The organism is Streptomyces sp. NPDC002784 (assembly GCF_053592135.1).
Window position 1 is genome coordinate 92,637 of record NZ_JBSFVD010000007.1, and the last position, 14,470, is coordinate 107,106.

Consider the following 14,470-nt stretch of genomic DNA (forward strand, 5'->3'; position numbering starts at 1 on the left):
GCGGGGGACTTCCGGCAGGGGGCAGGGGCGGGCCGGGGCCGCACACTGGCGGGCATGGCCGCCCTTGATCCGCGTGACACCGATGTCCTGAAGACATCCGAAGATTCCGAAGCAGCCGACACCGTGCTGAGCCGGTCCTACCGGTCGCTCAGCATCGGGATCGTGTCCGTGGTGCTGCTGATCGCGTTCGAGGCGACGGCGGTGGGGACGGCCATGCCGGTCGCGGCCCGGGAGCTGGACGGCGTGGCGGTGTACGCGTTCGCCTTCTCCGGGTTCTTCACCACCTCCCTGTTCGGGATGGTGCTGGCCGGGCAGTGGGCGGACCGGCGGGGGCCGCTGGGGCCGGTGACCGCCGGGATCGGGGCGCTCGCCGCCGGGTTGCTGCTGGCCGGGACGGCCACCGCGATGTGGGCGTTCGTGCTCGGGCGGGCCGTGCAGGGGCTCGGTGGCGGGCTGGTCATCGTCGGGCTGTACGTGGTGATCGGCCGGGCCTATCCCGACCGGCTGCGGCCCGCCATCGTGGCCGCCTTCGCGGCGAGCTGGGTCGTGCCGTCGATCGTCGGGCCGCTGGCCTCCGGCGTGGTGACCGAGCAGCTCGGGTGGCGGTGGGTGTTCCTCGGCATCCCGGTGCTCGTCGTGTTCCCGCTCGCCCTCGCCCTGCCGCAGATAAGGCGCCGGGCCTCGGGGCCGGTGCCCGGCGTGGACCCCGCCTTCGACCGCCGCCGCATCCGGCTCGCCCTCCAGATCGCCCTTGGCGCGGGCCTCCTCCAGTACGCCGCCCAGGATCTGCGCCCGCTCTCCGCGCTGCCCGGCCTGGTGGGCGCCGCGCTGCTCGTCCCGGCCGTCCTGGGCCTCCTCCCGCGCGGCACCTACCGCGCCGCCCGGGGCCTGCCGGCCGTGGTGCTGTTGCGCGGGGTCGCCTCGGGCTCCTTCATCGCCGCCGAGTCGTTCGTACCGCTGATGCTGGTCACCCAGCGAGGGCTCTCCCCGACCCTGGCCGGGTTCTCCCTCGCGGCCGGCGGCGGGACCTGGGCGGCGGGCTCCTGGGTGCAGTCCCGGCCGCGCCTGGAGCCGTACCGGGAGCGGCTGACCACGTTCGGGATGGTGCTGGTGGCGCTTGCCATCGCCGCCGCGCCGAGCGTGCTGATCGACGCCGTGCCCGTGTGGACCCTGGCCGTCGTCTGGGCCTTCGGCTGCTTCGGGATGGGCCTGGTGATCTCCTCCGCCAGCGTGCTGCTGCTGCAGCTCTCCGCGCCCGAGGAGGCCGGCACCAACTCCGCCTCCCTGCAGATCTCCGACGCCCTGTCCAACGTCGTCCTGCTCTCCGTGGGCGGCGCCGCCTTCGCCGCCCTCGGCGGCGGCACGGCGGGCCATACGGTCGCCGCGGCCTCCGGTTCGCACCCGGCGGCCTTCGCCGCGGTGTTCCTGCCGATGGCGGCGGTGGCGCTGGCGGGAGTGTGGGTGACGACTCGGCTGGGCGGCGGCGTGAGCCGTATATCCGTCGTGGCGGAGTGATCCCGTCATGCACCGGCTGAGACTTCGCCTCCCGGCCACCCTCCGCCACCAGCTCGACGACCTCGCCGACGCCACCGGCCGTCGCCCGGAGGACATCGCGCCGGACGCCGTGGCGCAGTGGGTGGCGCAGGATGCCTCGCCGGTGGGCGCCGCCGAGGCCGCCGCGCTCCCGCACGCCCTCGCCACGAACCACCCCCTCGTCGACGGCCACCAGCGCACCGCCTGGCAGAGAGTGGCGTCGCGGTGATCGCGGGGCGGTTGCGGCAGTTGTGATGTGGGTCCCACCCGCCGGTCGCCGGGCGTCGTCGGCACGTCGACCCGACCCGCGCGCCGGTAGGGTGGCCCGGTTGTCATACGTAGCCCGACCCCCACGGAGACCGTGACTACCACCGCCGCTTCCTCCTCGCACCACCTTTCCCCCGCCTTCCCCGGCCGGGCCCCCTGGGGTACCGCCAGCAAGCTGCGCGCCTGGCAGCAGGGGGCGATGGAGAAGTACATCCAGGAGCAGCCGCGTGACTTCCTCGCGGTCGCCACGCCCGGCGCGGGCAAGACCACCTTCGCGCTGACGCTGGCGTCCTGGCTGCTGCACCACCATGTCGTGCAGCAGGTGACCGTGGTCGCGCCGACCGAGCACCTGAAGAAGCAGTGGGCGGACGCGGCCGCGCGGATAGGGATCAAGCTCGACCCCGAGTACAGCGCGGGCCCCCTCGGCAAGGACTACCAGGGCGTCGCGGTGACCTACGCCGGTGTCGGCGTACGCCCGATGCTGCACCGCAACCGCGTCGAGCAGCGCAAGACCCTCGTCATCCTCGACGAGATCCACCACGCCGGTGACTCCAAGTCCTGGGGCGAGGCCTGCCTGGAGGCGTTCGAGCCCGCCACCCGCCGGCTCGCGCTCACCGGTACGCCCTTCCGGTCCGACACCAACCCGATCCCCTTCGTCACGTACGAGGAGGACAACGCGGGCATCCGGCGCTCGGCCGCCGACTACACCTACGGCTATGGATCGGCCCTGTCGGACGGGGTCGTGCGGCCCGTCATCTTCCTCTCCTACAGCGGCAACATGCGCTGGCGGACGAAGGCCGGCGACGAGATCGCGGCCCGGCTCGGGGAGCCGATGACCAAGGACGCCGTCTCGCAGGCCTGGCGCACGGCGCTCGATCCGCGCGGCGAGTGGATGCCGAGCGTGCTGCGCGCCGCCGACCAGCGCCTCACCGAGGTCCGCAAGGCCATCCCGGACGCGGGCGCCCTCGTCATCGCCTCCGACCAGGACTCCGCCCGCGCCTACGCCAAGCTCATCCGCGAGATCACGGGCACGAAGGCGACCCTCGTGCTGTCCGACGACGTCGGCGCGTCGAAGCGGATCGACACCTTCAGCGCCGGCGACGACCGCTGGATGGTCGCCGTCCGCATGGTGTCCGAGGGCGTCGACGTGCCCCGGCTCGCCGTCGGCGTGTACGCCACGACCATCTCCACCCCCCTGTTCTTCGCGCAGGCGGTCGGCCGTTTCGTCCGGTCCCGGCGGCGCGGCGAGACCGCCTCGGTCTTCCTGCCGACCGTGCCCGACCTGCTCACCTTCGCCAACGAGATGGAGGTCGAGCGCGACCACGCCCTCGACAAGCCGAAGAAGGAGGGCGAGGAGGACCCCTACGCCGAGTCCGAGAAGGAGATGGAGGAGGCGAACAGGGAGCAGGACGAGGACACCGGCGAGCAGGAGCAGTTCGCCTTCAAGGCACTGGAGTCCGAGGCCGTCTTCGACCGGGTCCTCTACGACGGCGCCGAGTTCGGCATGCAGGCGCACCCGGGCAGCGAGGAGGAGCAGGACTACCTCGGCATCCCCGGCCTGCTGGAACCGGACCAGGTCCAGTTGCTGCTCCAGAAGCGGCAGGCCCGGCAGATCGCGCACAGCCGCAAGAAGCCGGACGCCGAGGCCGACCTCCTCGAACTGCCCGCCGAGCGGCGGCCCGTCGTCTCGCACAAGGAGATGATGGAGCTGCGCAAGCAGCTCAACACGATGGTCAGCGCGTACGTCCACCAGAGCGGCAAGCCGCACGGCGTGATCCACACCGAGCTGCGGCGGGTGTGCGGGGGGCCGCCGAGCGCGGAGGCGACGGCGGGCCAGCTGCGGCAGCGCATCGCGAAGGTCCAGGAGTGGGCGACCCGGATGCGGTGAGACCGCACGCGGCGCCCGGAGATTCGTGTGCTGTACGTAACTGGACAAACACAAGCAGGCCGTACCGGCCGGTGCCCGGATTCTGGACGGAGCCTTCCGCTCAGCGAACCGGCTTCGCTACTGTCCCGCTACGCACACGCCCCGTGGCAGCGCCGCCGCGGAGCGCAGCCGTGAAGCGACGCGGTCCGGACTGGCCGGACCGCCGGCCGATCGGCGGCCTCTGAAGCGCGTCACCGACGGGACTCGGTGACGCATCTGCCGCGAGGGGGCCGTCGACCTCACCACTAAGGAGTGGGCGTCGTGACCGCGGAGACCTCTCAGACGCTCGACCGGGGACTGCGGGTCCTCAAGCTGCTGGCCGACACGGACCACGGGCTGACCGTCACCGAGCTATCCAACAAACTGGGCGTGAACCGGACCGTTGTGTACCGGCTGCTCGCCACGCTGGAGCAGCATGCGCTGATACGCCGGGACCTGGGCGGCCGGGCCCGGGTCGGGCTGGGGGTGCTGCGCCTCGGCCGCCAGGTGCATCCGCTGGTCCGGGAGGCCGCGCTGCCGGCGCTGCGCTCGCTGGCCGAGGACATCGGGGCGACGGCTCACCTGACCCTGGTGGACGGGGCCGAGGCGCTGGCCGTGGCGGTGGTGGAGCCGACGTGGACGGACTACCACGTGGCGTACCGGGCCGGCTTCCGGCATCCGCTGGAGCGCGGGGCGGCGGGCAAGGCGATCCTCGCGGCCCGGCGGCAGTCGCTGGAGGAACCCGGGTACACGCTGACCCACGGCGAGCTGGAGGCCGGCGCGAGCGGGGCCGCGGCGCCGCTGCTGGGGGTGACCGGCGTCGAGGGCAGCGTCGGCGTGGTCATGCTGGCGGACGCGGTACCGGAGCGGGTCGGCCCGCGGGTGGTGGACGCGGCCCGTGAGGTGGCGGAGGCGCTGCGCTGACGTCGCCTGTCGGCCCGAGCCGTACGGCGTCACGTTAGATTGACCCCGTGCTCTCTCGCCTCTCTCGTCTCTCTCGCCCCCGGGCCCTCGCCGTGTGCGCCCTGCCCGTCGTCGGGCTGCTGGCCTCGGCCGCCTTCGCACCCCTGCCGTTCTCCCTCACACAGCCCGGGATGACGGCGAACGTGCTCGGGGAGAACAAGGGCGAGCCGGTCATCACGATCTCCGGGGCGGCCACCCGGGAGACCAGCGGGCAGCTGCGCATGACGACCATCGAGGCCACCGGCCCCGACACCAGCGTGTCCCTCGCGGACATCCTCGACTCCTGGTTCCGTACCGACCGCGCCGTCATGCCCCGGGACGCGGTCTACCCCAGCGACAAGAGCACCGACGAGATCGAGAAGTACAACACCGAGCAGATGCGCAAGTCCCAGGACGCCGCCACCGAGGCCGCCCTGAACTACCTCGACCTGGACGCCAGGAAGATCAAGGTCGGCCTGGAACTCGCCGACGTCGGCGGACCCAGCGCCGGCCTGCTCTTCTCCCTCGGCATCGTCGACAAGCTGGACGGCGACGGCAGCGGCGGCGATCTCACCGGCGGCCGCAGCATCGCCGGTACGGGCACCATCGACGCCGACGGCAAGGTCGGCGCCGTCGGCGGAGTCGCCCTGAAGACCCAGGCCGCCCGCCGGGACGGCGCGACCGTGTTCCTCGTACCGAAGGCGGAGTGCTCGGACGCGAAGGCGGAACTCCCCGACGGCCTCCGCCTCATCCCGGTCACCACCCTCCAGGGCACCATCGACTCCCTGATCGCCCTGGAGAAGGGCAAGGGCAACGTGCCGAGCTGCTAGGCCCTCCGGTTTGGCTCACCCCGGCGTCACGGCAGCTCAGCCCTCCTTGACGAACCCCTCCTGCACCATCCACTCCAGCGCGACCTCGTGCGGGTCCTCGCCCTCCACGTCCACCTTCGCGTTCAGCTCCCGCGCCACCGAGTTGTTCAGCCTTTTCGTGACGGGGGCCAGGATGTCCGCGATCTCCGGGTACTCCTCCAGCGTCTTGGTGTGGACCATCGGGGCGGCGTTGTAGTTGGGGAAGAACTCCTTGTCGTCCTCCATCACCACCAGGTCCATCGACTTGATGCGGCCGTCGGTCGTGAAGACCTCGCCGAAGGTGCAACTGCCCTTCGCCGCCTGCGTGTAGATGATCCCGGTGTCCATCTGCGTGACGTTCCTCGCCGGGATGTCCATGCCGTACTCCTTCGCCATGCCCGGCAGCCCGTCCATCCGGTTGGCGAACTGGTTCTCCACGCACAGCGTCACCGCGCCCGGGTCCTTCTTCGCCAGCTCCGCCACGTCCGACAGCGTCTTCGTGCCGTACTTCTCGAAGTTGGCCCGGTTCATCGCCAGGGCGTAGGTGTTGTTCAGGGGCGACGGCTCCAGCCACGTCACCCCGTTCTCGCGGTCCGCGTCCCGCACCGCCTCCCACTGCTCCCGCGGATCGGGCAACGGCTCCGCGTTGCCGAGGTAGTTGATCCACCCGGTGCCCGTGTACTCGTAGTCCGCGTCCGCCGCGCCGCTCTTGACCGCCTCCCGCGAGCCGATGGAGCCCTGGATCCCGGTGCGGTCCAGGACGCTGGCGCCGGCCGCCTCGAAGGCGATGCCCATGATCGCGCCCAGGATCAGCTGCTCGCTGAACTCCTTGGAGGTGACGGTCAGATCGGCGCCCTTCAGCGGCTCGCCCCGGCCGATCGAGCCGGGCCGGACGTCGTCGACCATGGGGGAGCCGCTGGTCAGCCCGCAGGCCGACACCAGCGCCCCGGTCAGCAGCAGACACGCCGCCCGTCTCATGTGCCCACCTCCAGTCCACGCGGCCTGAGCAGCAGTTCGGCCAGCGAGGCCAGCCAGTCCACCAGCAGGGCCAGGGCCACCGTGAGGATCGAGCCGAGCATCAGCACCGGCATGCGCTGGTTGGTGATGCCGGTGGTGATCAGCACCCCCAGACCGCCGCCCCCGCCGAAGGTCGCCAGCGTCGCCGTCCCCACGTTCAGGACGAGGGCCGTGCGGACCCCGGCCAGGATCAGCGGGACCGCCAGCGGCAGCTCGACCCGGGACAGCACGCCGAGCGGGGACATGCCGATGCCGCGCGCCGCCTCCAGCAGCGTCGGATCGTTCGCCTTCAGGCCCGCGATCGTGTTCGACAGCACGGGCAGGATGGCGTAGAGGGTGATGCCGATCAGGGCCGACCTCGTGCCGGTGCCCAGCCAGATCACCAGCAGGGCGAGCAGGCCGATCGCGGGGGTGGCCTGGCCCATGTTGGCGACGGTCATCGCCACCGGCGTCGCCTTGCGGAACGCCGTGCGGGTCAGCAGGATCCCCAGCGGGATCGCGATGATCAGCACGAAGAAGGTGGAGACCACGGTCAGTTCGATGTGCTGCCACAGCGCCTTGGACACCTGGCCGTCGGCGAGCGCGTTCTCGGAGATCGAGTCCAGGTCCGCCTGCCGGAACCAGAGCCAGGTCGCCAGCAGCACCGCCACCAGCAGCGCCGGCAGGAAGGTCAGCTTCTGCCAGGTCACCCGGTGTGCGGTCACCGCCGGCGGCGGGGGTGCGGCCGGCTCGGCCTCGGCCTCGCCCTCGTCACGGAAGGCGAGCCCCTTGACCTCGTGTTCGCCCTCGGGGCGCTGCTGCTCGGGGGAGGTGGTCACGCCTTCTTCTCCCCTCCGATGCCCTCCTGCTCGGCGTGCGTCTGGGGGGCCCGCGCCGACTCCAGGTCGTGCTGGTGCTCCATCGCCTCCAGCCGGTCCGCCTCCAGCAGTTCGTGCACGGAGTTCATCAGCGTCTCCATGTCCACGACGCCTTCGTACGCGCCGCGCCGCCCGGTGACCGCGACCCGGCCCGCGTTGTCGGTGAGGACCGCCTCCAGGGCGTCGCGCAGCGTGGCGTCCCGGGTGACCGTGTCGTGCACCAGCGTGCCCGCCCGGGCCAGGGAGCCCTTGGCCCGCATCAGATCGCCGCGCCGCAGCCACTTGTAGGGCCGGCCGCGCTTGTCGAGCAGCAGGATCTCGTTGGTGCCGCTGGAGCGGAGCTTGTTGAAGATCTCCTGGAGCGGGTCGTCCACGGTCACCGTCGGATAGTCGGTGATCCCCACGTCCCGTACGCGGGTCAGGTTCAACCGCTTCAGCGCCGCCCCGGCGCCGACGAACCCGGAGACGAAGTCGTCGGCCGGGTTGGTGAGGATCGCCTCCGGGGTGTCGAACTGGGCGATGTGCGAGTGCTCGCGCAGCACGGCGATCCGGTCACCGAGCTTGATCGCCTCGTCGAAGTCATGGGTGACGAAGACGATCGTCTTGTGCAGCTCGTGCTGCAACCTGATCAGCTCGTCCTGGAGATGGTCCCGGGTGATCGGGTCGACCGCGCCGAACGGCTCGTCCATCAGCAGGACCGGCGGATCGGCGGCGAGCGCCCGGGCCACGCCCACCCGCTGCTGCTGACCGCCCGAGAGCTGGCGCGGATAGCGGCCGTGGAACTCCCCGGGGTCGAGCCCGACCAGGTCGAGCAGCTCCTCCACCCGGTTCTTGATCCGCCCCTTGGACCAGCCGACCATCTTCGGCACCAGCGCGATGTTCTGCGCGACCGTCATGTGCGGGAACAGACCGGCCGACTGGATGGCGTACCCGACCTTCCGGCGCAGCTTCACCGGGTCGATGTCGGTGACGTCCTCGCCGCCGATCCGGATCCGGCCACCGGTCGGTTCGATCAGCCGGTTGATCATCTTGAGCGTCGTGGACTTCCCGCACCCCGACGGGCCGACGAAGATGACGATCTCGCCCGCCTGGATCTCCATGTTGACGTTGTCGACGGCCGGGCTCGGATTGCCCGGATACCGCTTGGTCAGGTTCTCCAGCTCGATCGAGGCGCCGGACGTACCGGATGTACTGGACTCAGGCACGGATCCCCCTGGGAATGGTCAGCCGTCCGATCAGGACGTACGCGGCGTCGAACAGCAGGGCCAGGACGATGATCCCGAGCGTGCCCGCGAGCACCTGATTGAGCGCGTTCTTGCTGCCCAGCGAGGCGATGCCGCGGAAGATCTCGTTGCCCAGGCCGGGGCCCGAGGCGTAGGCCGCGATCGCCGCGATGCCCATCAGCATCTGCGTCGAGACCCGGATGCCGGTCAGGATCGGCGGCCAGGCCAGCGGCAGCTCGATCCGGGCCAGCCGCATCAGCCGGGACATCCCGATGCCCCTGGCCGCGTCCACCAGGGTGGGATCGACCCCGCGCAGCCCGACGATCGCGTTGCGCACGATCGGCAGCAGCCCGTACAGCGTCAGCGCGATCACGGTGGGCGGGACACCCAGGCCGACGATCGGGATGAGCAGACCGATCATGGCGAGCGACGGAATGGTCAGGATGGTCGAGGTGGTCGTCGTGGCGAGGTTCCCGGCCCATTCGCTGCGATAGGTGAGGGCCCCGATCAGCACGCCCAGCGCGGTCGCCACGACCATGCACTGGAACACCGCGCTCGCGTGCTGGTAGGCGTCGGTGAGCAGCTGCTGGTGGCGGGTGCCCAGGTACTCCCAGAAGTTCACACGCTCACCCCAGCCGCTCGACGGTCAGCTCCGCTCCCGGTGGTCCTCCGCCGCCTGCTCCACCAGCGGGATCACCCGCAGCGGCACAGGGTTCTCCATCACGATCGCGGTGGAGGCCCGGACAATCCCATCAAAACCGACAACCCGGTCGATGACCCGTTGCAGATCGGCGTTCGAGCGGGCCACGAGCCGGCACAGCATGTCCCCGCTACCGGTGGTCGTGTGCAGCTCCAGCACCTCCGGAACCGTCGCCAAGTGCGCCCGGACATCGGGCCCTTGGCCCTGGCGGATCTGCAGCGTGGCGAAGGCGGTGACCGGATAGCCGAGCGCCGCCGGATCGACCTGGGGACCGAAACCGCGGATGACTCCGTTCGACTGAAGCCGGTCGAGCCGCGCCTGCACGGTCCCGCGGGCCACGCCCAGCCGCCGGGACATCTCCAGCACCCCGATCCGCGGCTCCCGCGCGAGCAGCACGATGATGCGCCCGTCCAGCCGATCGATCCCCATGGGCCCCTCCCGGCAGTGGTCATCCTGTACAGAAAGCCCGCCGAGACGGGCGTAACGCTGCGCACATTGCCCAGCGAATACGCAAACTATTGCGCACCTTGCGAGGTGGGGCCACGCTTCGGCTATGACGCAGACCACAGACCACACTCCCGACACCGCCCGGCAGGCCGATCCCTTCCCGGTCAAGGGAATGGACGCGGTCGTCTTCGCCGTGGGCAACGCCAAGCAGGCGGCGCACTTCTACTCCACCGCCTTCGGCATGAAGCTGGTCGCCTACTCCGGACCGGAGAACGGCACCCGCGAGACCGCCTCGTACGTCCTGGAGAACGGCTCCGCCCGCTTCGTCCTCACCTCGGTGATCAAGCCCGCCACCGACTGGGGCCGCTTCCTCGCCCGGCATGTGGCCGAGCACGGCGACGGCGTCATCGACCTGTCCATCGAGGTCCCGGACGCCCGCGCCGCCTACGCCTACGCCCTGGAGCACGGCGCCCGCTCCGTCACCGAGCCCTACGAGCTGAAGGACGAGCACGGCACGGTCGTCCTCGCCGCCATCGCCACCTACGGCGAGACCCGCCACACCCTCGTCGAGCGCACCGGCTACGACGGCCCGTACCTGCCCGGCTACGCCGCCGCCGCCCCGCTCGTCCAGCCGCCCGCGAAGCGCACCTTCCAGGCGATCGACCACTGCGTCGGCAACGTGGAACTCGGCCGCATGAACGAGTGGGTCGGCTTCTACAACAAGGTCATGGGCTTCACGAACATGAAGGAGTTCGTGGGCGACGACATCGCCACCGAGTACAGCGCGCTGATGTCGAAGGTGGTGGCCGACGGCACGCTCAAGGTCAAGTTCCCGATCAACGAGCCCGCCATCGCCAAGAAGAAGTCCCAGATCGACGAGTACCTGGAGTTCTACGGCGGCGCCGGCGTCCAGCACATCGCGCTGAACACCAACGACATCGTCGCCACCGTCCGCACCATGCGCGCGGCGGGGGTCCAGTTCCTCGACACCCCGGACTCCTACTACGACACCCTCGGCGAGTGGGTCGGCGACACCCGCGTCCCGGTGGAGACCCTGCGCGAGCTGAAGATCCTCGCCGACCGCGACGAGGACGGCTATCTGCTGCAGATCTTCACCAAGCCGGTCCAGGACCGTCCGACCGTCTTCTTCGAGATCATCGAACGGCACGGCTCGATGGGCTTCGGCAAGGGCAACTTCAAGGCCCTCTTCGAAGCGATCGAGCGCGAGCAGGCCAAGCGCGGCAACCTCTAGGGCGCCTCCGGCGCGGGCTCGCCCAGCTCGTCCAGGGCCCGGCGAGCCCACGCCACGTGCAGCGTCGAGAAGTACGGGTTGATCCGCAGCGCCTCCTGAAGACGGCGCCGCGCGGGACCGGACCGCTCCAGGTCCTTCTCGATCATCCCGCGGTGGTACGCGTACAGCGCGCTGCGCACCCCGCCCCCCTTCGTCCTGTCGGTCGCGATCCGCGCGAACCGCAGCGCCTCCTCGTCCTGCCCGGCCCGGTGCAGCGCCCACCCCAGCGCGTCCGCCACCGCGATCCCGGGCTGCCGCTTCCATTCGGCCCGCAGCCGCCGTACCGCCGCCTGCGGATCGCCGTGGTCCGCCTCGAACCGGCCGAGCACCACCTGCTCGTCGGCCCCGCCCGCGCTCGCCCGGCGCACCTGGTCGCGCAGCACGTCGTACTGCACCCGGGCCGCCTGCCCGAGACCCAGGGACTCGTACAACTCGCCCAGTTCCAGGGCGTACTCGGGCAGCGGCTGTTTGGCGAGGGCCACCCGGTAGGCGTTCAGCGCCTCGGTGGTGCGGCCGAGGGCCGCCAGCGCCCGGCCCTGCCCGGCCTGCGCGGCCCGCTGGTCCGGGTCGAGCCGTACCGCCTCCTGGAAGTGACGCAGCGCCCCCTCCCGGTCGCCGCGCTCCCAGGCCAGCTGCCCGCCCCGCTCCAGATACGCGGCCTGTTCGGCCGGCGCCTCGGCGCCCGCCGCCGCGTCGGAGAGGGCCGCCGCGGCGTCCTCGCGCCAGCCGTGGTCCCGGTACACGGCCCCGGCCCGGGCCAGCACCGCGGGCCCGGAGCGCAGCTCCAGCAGCCGGTCCAGGGTCCGCTTCGCCGCCTTGTACTGGCCCGTCCCGGTGTAGGCGTCGATCAGCGGCGGATACGTCGTCCACCGCTTGGAGTCCAGCTTCAGCGCGGCCTCGCCCCACGTCCGCGCGGCGGGGAAGTCCCGGCGCGCATTGGCCAGCGCGGCAAGACCGCCGAGCGCTTCCACATTGCCCTTCGCCCGCACCTTCAGGGAGGTCCGCAGCGCCCGCTCGGCCTTCGGGTAGTACGCCGCATCCGCGGTCCGCCGCCCCTGCTCCACATAGGCGGCCCCGAGCACCGCCCAGGACCGGGCGTCCTTCGGGTGCGTGCGCAGATGGCCCTCCCGCTCACCGATCAGCACCGCCAGGTCGGGCAGCGCGGCCGGTACGCCGCTGGTGACCGCGGCCAGCGCCTGCGCACCCGGCGCCGGAGCGGGCGGCGCACCCGTCCGCGGCCCCCACGGCAGCAGCGTCAGCACCCCGCCCAGCACGGCACACCCCACGACCGAACCGACCAGCACCCGCCGGCCGGCCCACCGGCGCCGCTCCTCCTGTTGGTTCTCCATGGCGCTCACTGTGCGTCAGTACGACGACCACATTCCCGTACCGAAAGCCCCCCGCTGGCGGGGTTCACACCGATGGCCCCCGGTGTCAGGCTGTGATCATGAGCCACGACCTCGTCAACCGTCTGCTCACCGCGCTGCCCGCCGAGGCGGTCCTCACCGACCCCGACATCACGGGCTCCTACGCGCACGACATGGCCAGCTTCTGCCCGGCGGGCGTCCCGGCCGCGGTCGTCCTGCCGCGGACGGTCGAGCAGGTCCAGCACGTCATGCGCACCGCCACCGAGCTGCGCGTGCCGGTCGTCCCGCAGGGCGCCCGCACCGGCCTGTCCGGCGCGGCCAACGCCAGCGACGGCTGCATCGTGCTGTCCCTGACCCGGATGGACCGGATCCTGGAGATCAACCCGGTCGACCGCATCGCCGTCGTCGAACCGGGCGTCGTCAACGCCGCCCTGTCCCGCGCGGTCGGCGAACACGGCCTGTACTACCCGCCGGACCCCTCCAGCTGGGAGCAGTGCACGATCGGCGGCAACATCGGCACCGCCTCCGGCGGGCTGTGCTGCGTGAAGTACGGGGTGACGGCCGAGTACGTCCTCGGCCTGGACGTCGTCCTCGCCGACGGACGGCTGATGACCACCGGCCGCCGTACGGCGAAGGGGGTCGCGGGATACGACATGACCCGGCTGTTCGTCGGCTCCGAGGGCTCGCTGGGCATCGTCGTACGGGCCGTCCTGGCGCTGAAGCCGCAGCCGCCGCGGCAGTTGGTGCTGGCGGCCGAGTTCGGCTCCGCGGCCGAGGCCTGCGACGCGGTGTGCCGGATCATGGCGGGCGGACACGTCCCGTCCCTCCTCGAACTGATGGACCGTACGACCGTCAAGGCCGTCAACGACCTGGCGCACATGGGGCTCCCGGAGACCACCGAGGCCCTCCTCCTCGCCGCCTTCGACACCCCCGACCCGGCGCCCGACCTCGCCGCGGTGGGCGCCCTGTGCGAGGCCGCGGGCGCCACCCAGGTCGTCCCCGCCGAGGACACCGCCGAGTCCGAACTGCTGCTGCAGGCACGGCGGTTGTCCCTCACCGCGCTGGAGGCCGTGCGGGGCGTGACGATGATCGACGACGTGTGCGTGCCGCGGTCCCGGCTCGGCGACATGCTGGAGGGCGTCGACCGGATCGCCGAGAAGTACCAGCTGACCATCGGCGTCGTCGCGCACGCGGGCGACGGCAACACCCACCCCACGGTCTGCTTCGACGCCCAGGACCCCGACGAGTCCCGGCGCGCCCGCGAGTCCTTCGACGAGATCATGGCCCTCGGCCTGGAACTCGGCGGCACCATCACCGGCGAGCACGGCGTCGGCGTCCTGAAGAAGGAGTGGCTGGCGCGCGAGATCGGCCCGGTGGGAGTGGTGCTGCAGCGCGGCATCAAGCAGGTCTTCGACCCCCTCGGCATCCTGAACCCGGGAAAGCTCTTCTGACCCCCTCCCGGCGCTCACTCCCCGTCCGCGGACTCGTCGCCCGGCCAGGGGTCGCCCAGCCACAGGTCGTCAGCCGGGGTCGGGGCGAGCAGCTCGGCCAGGCCGTCGTCGATGCCGAGCTGCTCGGCCTCCGAGCCCGGCGGGACCACCCGCAGCGTCCGCTCCAGCCAGGCCGACAGCTGCGCGGCCGGGGCCTCCAGCAGGGCGTCCCCGTCGGGTGAACTCAGCGCCATCAGCACGACGCCGCGGCCCTCGACCTTCGTCGGCCACACCCGTACGTCCCCGTGGCCGCAGGGGCGGAACACCCCCTCCACGAGGAGTTCGCGGGCGAAGGTCCAGTGGACGGGGTGGTCGGAGTGGATGTGGAAGGCGATGTGGACGGCGTACGGGTCGTCGCTGCGGTAGCTCAGCCGGGCCGGGACCGGGATGCTGCGCTCGGGCGACAGGACGAGCTTGAGCTCCAGCTCCCGCTCTACCACGGTGGGGTGCATGGCGTCCGGTGTCCTCTCTGGTGACTTCTCGTACGGGTCCTTCGGCGGGCCCGTACGAGTGGAGAGAAGGGTGGGCCCGGAGCATTACGCGGGTCAGCGGGACTTTCTTTCCCGTCTCCCGAAAGGGGTG

Annotated in this window: 14 protein-coding genes; 7 read left to right on the forward strand and 7 right to left on the reverse strand. The window is 71.6% G+C overall.

Going from position 1 to position 14,470, the window contains the following annotated elements; translation table 11 throughout:
- Nucleotides 1-54: 54 nt before the first annotated feature.
- The 5 genes from ACWD1Z_RS15875 to ACWD1Z_RS15895 all read left to right on the forward strand — a co-directional run bounded on the left by ACWD1Z_RS15875 (nucleotide 55) and on the right by ACWD1Z_RS15895 (nucleotide 5,478).
- The gene (locus tag ACWD1Z_RS15875) at nucleotides 55-1,515 is read left to right on the forward strand and encodes an MFS transporter (protein ID WP_451119042.1); all 1,461 of its coding nucleotides are present in this window, start codon (nucleotides 55-57) and stop codon (nucleotides 1,513-1,515) included.
- A gap of 7 nt (nucleotides 1,516-1,522) precedes the next feature.
- The gene (locus ACWD1Z_RS15880) at nucleotides 1,523-1,762 is read left to right on the forward strand and encodes a hypothetical protein (protein ID WP_451119044.1); all 240 of its coding nucleotides are present in this window, start codon (nucleotides 1,523-1,525) and stop codon (nucleotides 1,760-1,762) included.
- 132 nt (nucleotides 1,763-1,894) lie between these two features.
- Nucleotides 1,895-3,688, forward strand: a complete 1,794-nt coding sequence (locus ACWD1Z_RS15885; protein ID WP_451119046.1) for a DEAD/DEAH box helicase — start codon at nucleotides 1,895-1,897, stop codon at nucleotides 3,686-3,688.
- Between the two features lie 300 nt (nucleotides 3,689-3,988).
- The gene (locus tag ACWD1Z_RS15890; RefSeq protein WP_451119048.1) at nucleotides 3,989-4,630 is read left to right on the forward strand and encodes an IclR family transcriptional regulator; all 642 of its coding nucleotides are present in this window, start codon (nucleotides 3,989-3,991) and stop codon (nucleotides 4,628-4,630) included.
- Nucleotides 4,631-4,677: 47 nt separating this feature from the next.
- Nucleotides 4,678-5,478, forward strand: coding sequence for a YlbL family protein (locus ACWD1Z_RS15895; protein WP_451119049.1), 801 nt, complete (start codon nucleotides 4,678-4,680; stop codon nucleotides 5,476-5,478).
- Nucleotides 5,479-5,514: 36 nt separating this feature from the next.
- On the opposite strand, the gene ACWD1Z_RS15900 is transcribed toward ACWD1Z_RS15895, so the two are convergent.
- The 5 genes from ACWD1Z_RS15900 to ACWD1Z_RS15920 are packed head-to-tail and all read right to left on the reverse strand — an operon-like array spanning nucleotide 5,515 to nucleotide 9,722.
- Nucleotides 5,515-6,474 (reverse strand): glycine betaine ABC transporter substrate-binding protein, encoded by a 960-nt coding sequence (locus ACWD1Z_RS15900; RefSeq protein WP_451119051.1) that lies wholly within the window; start codon nucleotides 6,472-6,474, stop codon nucleotides 5,515-5,517.
- Nucleotides 6,471-7,331, reverse strand: coding sequence for an ABC transporter permease (locus ACWD1Z_RS15905; RefSeq protein ID WP_451119053.1), 861 nt, complete (start codon nucleotides 7,329-7,331; stop codon nucleotides 6,471-6,473). The genes ACWD1Z_RS15900 and ACWD1Z_RS15905 overlap by 4 nt, the downstream gene beginning before the upstream one ends.
- The gene (locus ACWD1Z_RS15910) at nucleotides 7,328-8,575 is read right to left on the reverse strand and encodes a betaine/proline/choline family ABC transporter ATP-binding protein (protein WP_451119054.1); all 1,248 of its coding nucleotides are present in this window, start codon (nucleotides 8,573-8,575) and stop codon (nucleotides 7,328-7,330) included. The genes ACWD1Z_RS15905 and ACWD1Z_RS15910 overlap by 4 nt, the downstream gene beginning before the upstream one ends.
- The gene (locus tag ACWD1Z_RS15915) at nucleotides 8,568-9,215 is read right to left on the reverse strand and encodes an ABC transporter permease (RefSeq protein WP_451119056.1); all 648 of its coding nucleotides are present in this window, start codon (nucleotides 9,213-9,215) and stop codon (nucleotides 8,568-8,570) included. Before ACWD1Z_RS15915 ends, ACWD1Z_RS15910 begins: the two co-directional genes overlap by 8 nt.
- 24 nt (nucleotides 9,216-9,239) lie before the next feature.
- Nucleotides 9,240-9,722, reverse strand: a complete 483-nt coding sequence (locus ACWD1Z_RS15920) for an Lrp/AsnC family transcriptional regulator (protein WP_389415732.1) — start codon at nucleotides 9,720-9,722, stop codon at nucleotides 9,240-9,242.
- A 124-nt stretch (nucleotides 9,723-9,846) separates the two neighbouring features.
- Between ACWD1Z_RS15920 and hppD the strand changes: the two genes are divergently transcribed.
- Nucleotides 9,847-10,992, forward strand: a complete 1,146-nt coding sequence (gene hppD / locus ACWD1Z_RS15925) for a 4-hydroxyphenylpyruvate dioxygenase (RefSeq protein WP_451119059.1) — start codon at nucleotides 9,847-9,849, stop codon at nucleotides 10,990-10,992.
- On the opposite strand, the gene ACWD1Z_RS15930 is transcribed toward hppD, so the two are convergent.
- Complete coding sequence (locus ACWD1Z_RS15930) at nucleotides 10,989-12,380, reverse strand: tetratricopeptide repeat protein (protein WP_451119060.1); 1,392 nt, start codon at nucleotides 12,378-12,380, stop codon at nucleotides 10,989-10,991. The genes hppD and ACWD1Z_RS15930 overlap by 4 nt on opposite strands.
- Before the next feature lie 98 nt (nucleotides 12,381-12,478).
- On the opposite strand from ACWD1Z_RS15930, the gene ACWD1Z_RS15935 reads away from it, so the two are divergent.
- Nucleotides 12,479-13,849, forward strand: a complete 1,371-nt coding sequence (locus ACWD1Z_RS15935; RefSeq protein WP_451119062.1) for an FAD-binding oxidoreductase — start codon at nucleotides 12,479-12,481, stop codon at nucleotides 13,847-13,849.
- A gap of 14 nt (nucleotides 13,850-13,863) precedes the next feature.
- Here the strand turns inward: ACWD1Z_RS15935 and ACWD1Z_RS15940 are convergent, their stop codons facing one another.
- On the reverse strand, nucleotides 13,864-14,340 hold the full coding sequence (locus ACWD1Z_RS15940; RefSeq protein ID WP_451119063.1) for an SsgA family sporulation/cell division regulator: 477 nt from the start codon (nucleotides 14,338-14,340) through the stop codon (nucleotides 13,864-13,866).
- Between the last annotated feature and the right edge of the window lie 130 nt (nucleotides 14,341-14,470).

Coding starts and splice junctions, on each gene's coding strand:
- ACWD1Z_RS15875 (WP_451119042.1), top strand. CDS start 55: ATGGCCGCCCTTGATCCGCGTGACACCGATGTCCTGAAGACATCCGAA.
- ACWD1Z_RS15880 (WP_451119044.1), top strand. CDS start 1,523: ATGCACCGGCTGAGACTTCGCCTCCCGGCCACCCTCCGCCACCAGCTC.
- ACWD1Z_RS15900 (WP_451119051.1), bottom strand. CDS start 6,474: ATGAGACGGGCGGCGTGTCTGCTGCTGACCGGGGCGCTGGTGTCGGCC.
- ACWD1Z_RS15920 (WP_389415732.1), bottom strand. CDS start 9,722: ATGGGGATCGATCGGCTGGACGGGCGCATCATCGTGCTGCTCGCGCGG.
- hppD (WP_451119059.1), top strand. CDS start 9,847: ATGACGCAGACCACAGACCACACTCCCGACACCGCCCGGCAGGCCGAT.
- ACWD1Z_RS15930 (WP_451119060.1), bottom strand. CDS start 12,380: ATGGAGAACCAACAGGAGGAGCGGCGCCGGTGGGCCGGCCGGCGGGTG.
- ACWD1Z_RS15935 (WP_451119062.1), top strand. CDS start 12,479: ATGAGCCACGACCTCGTCAACCGTCTGCTCACCGCGCTGCCCGCCGAG.
- ACWD1Z_RS15940 (WP_451119063.1), bottom strand. CDS start 14,340: ATGCACCCCACCGTGGTAGAGCGGGAGCTGGAGCTCAAGCTCGTCCTG.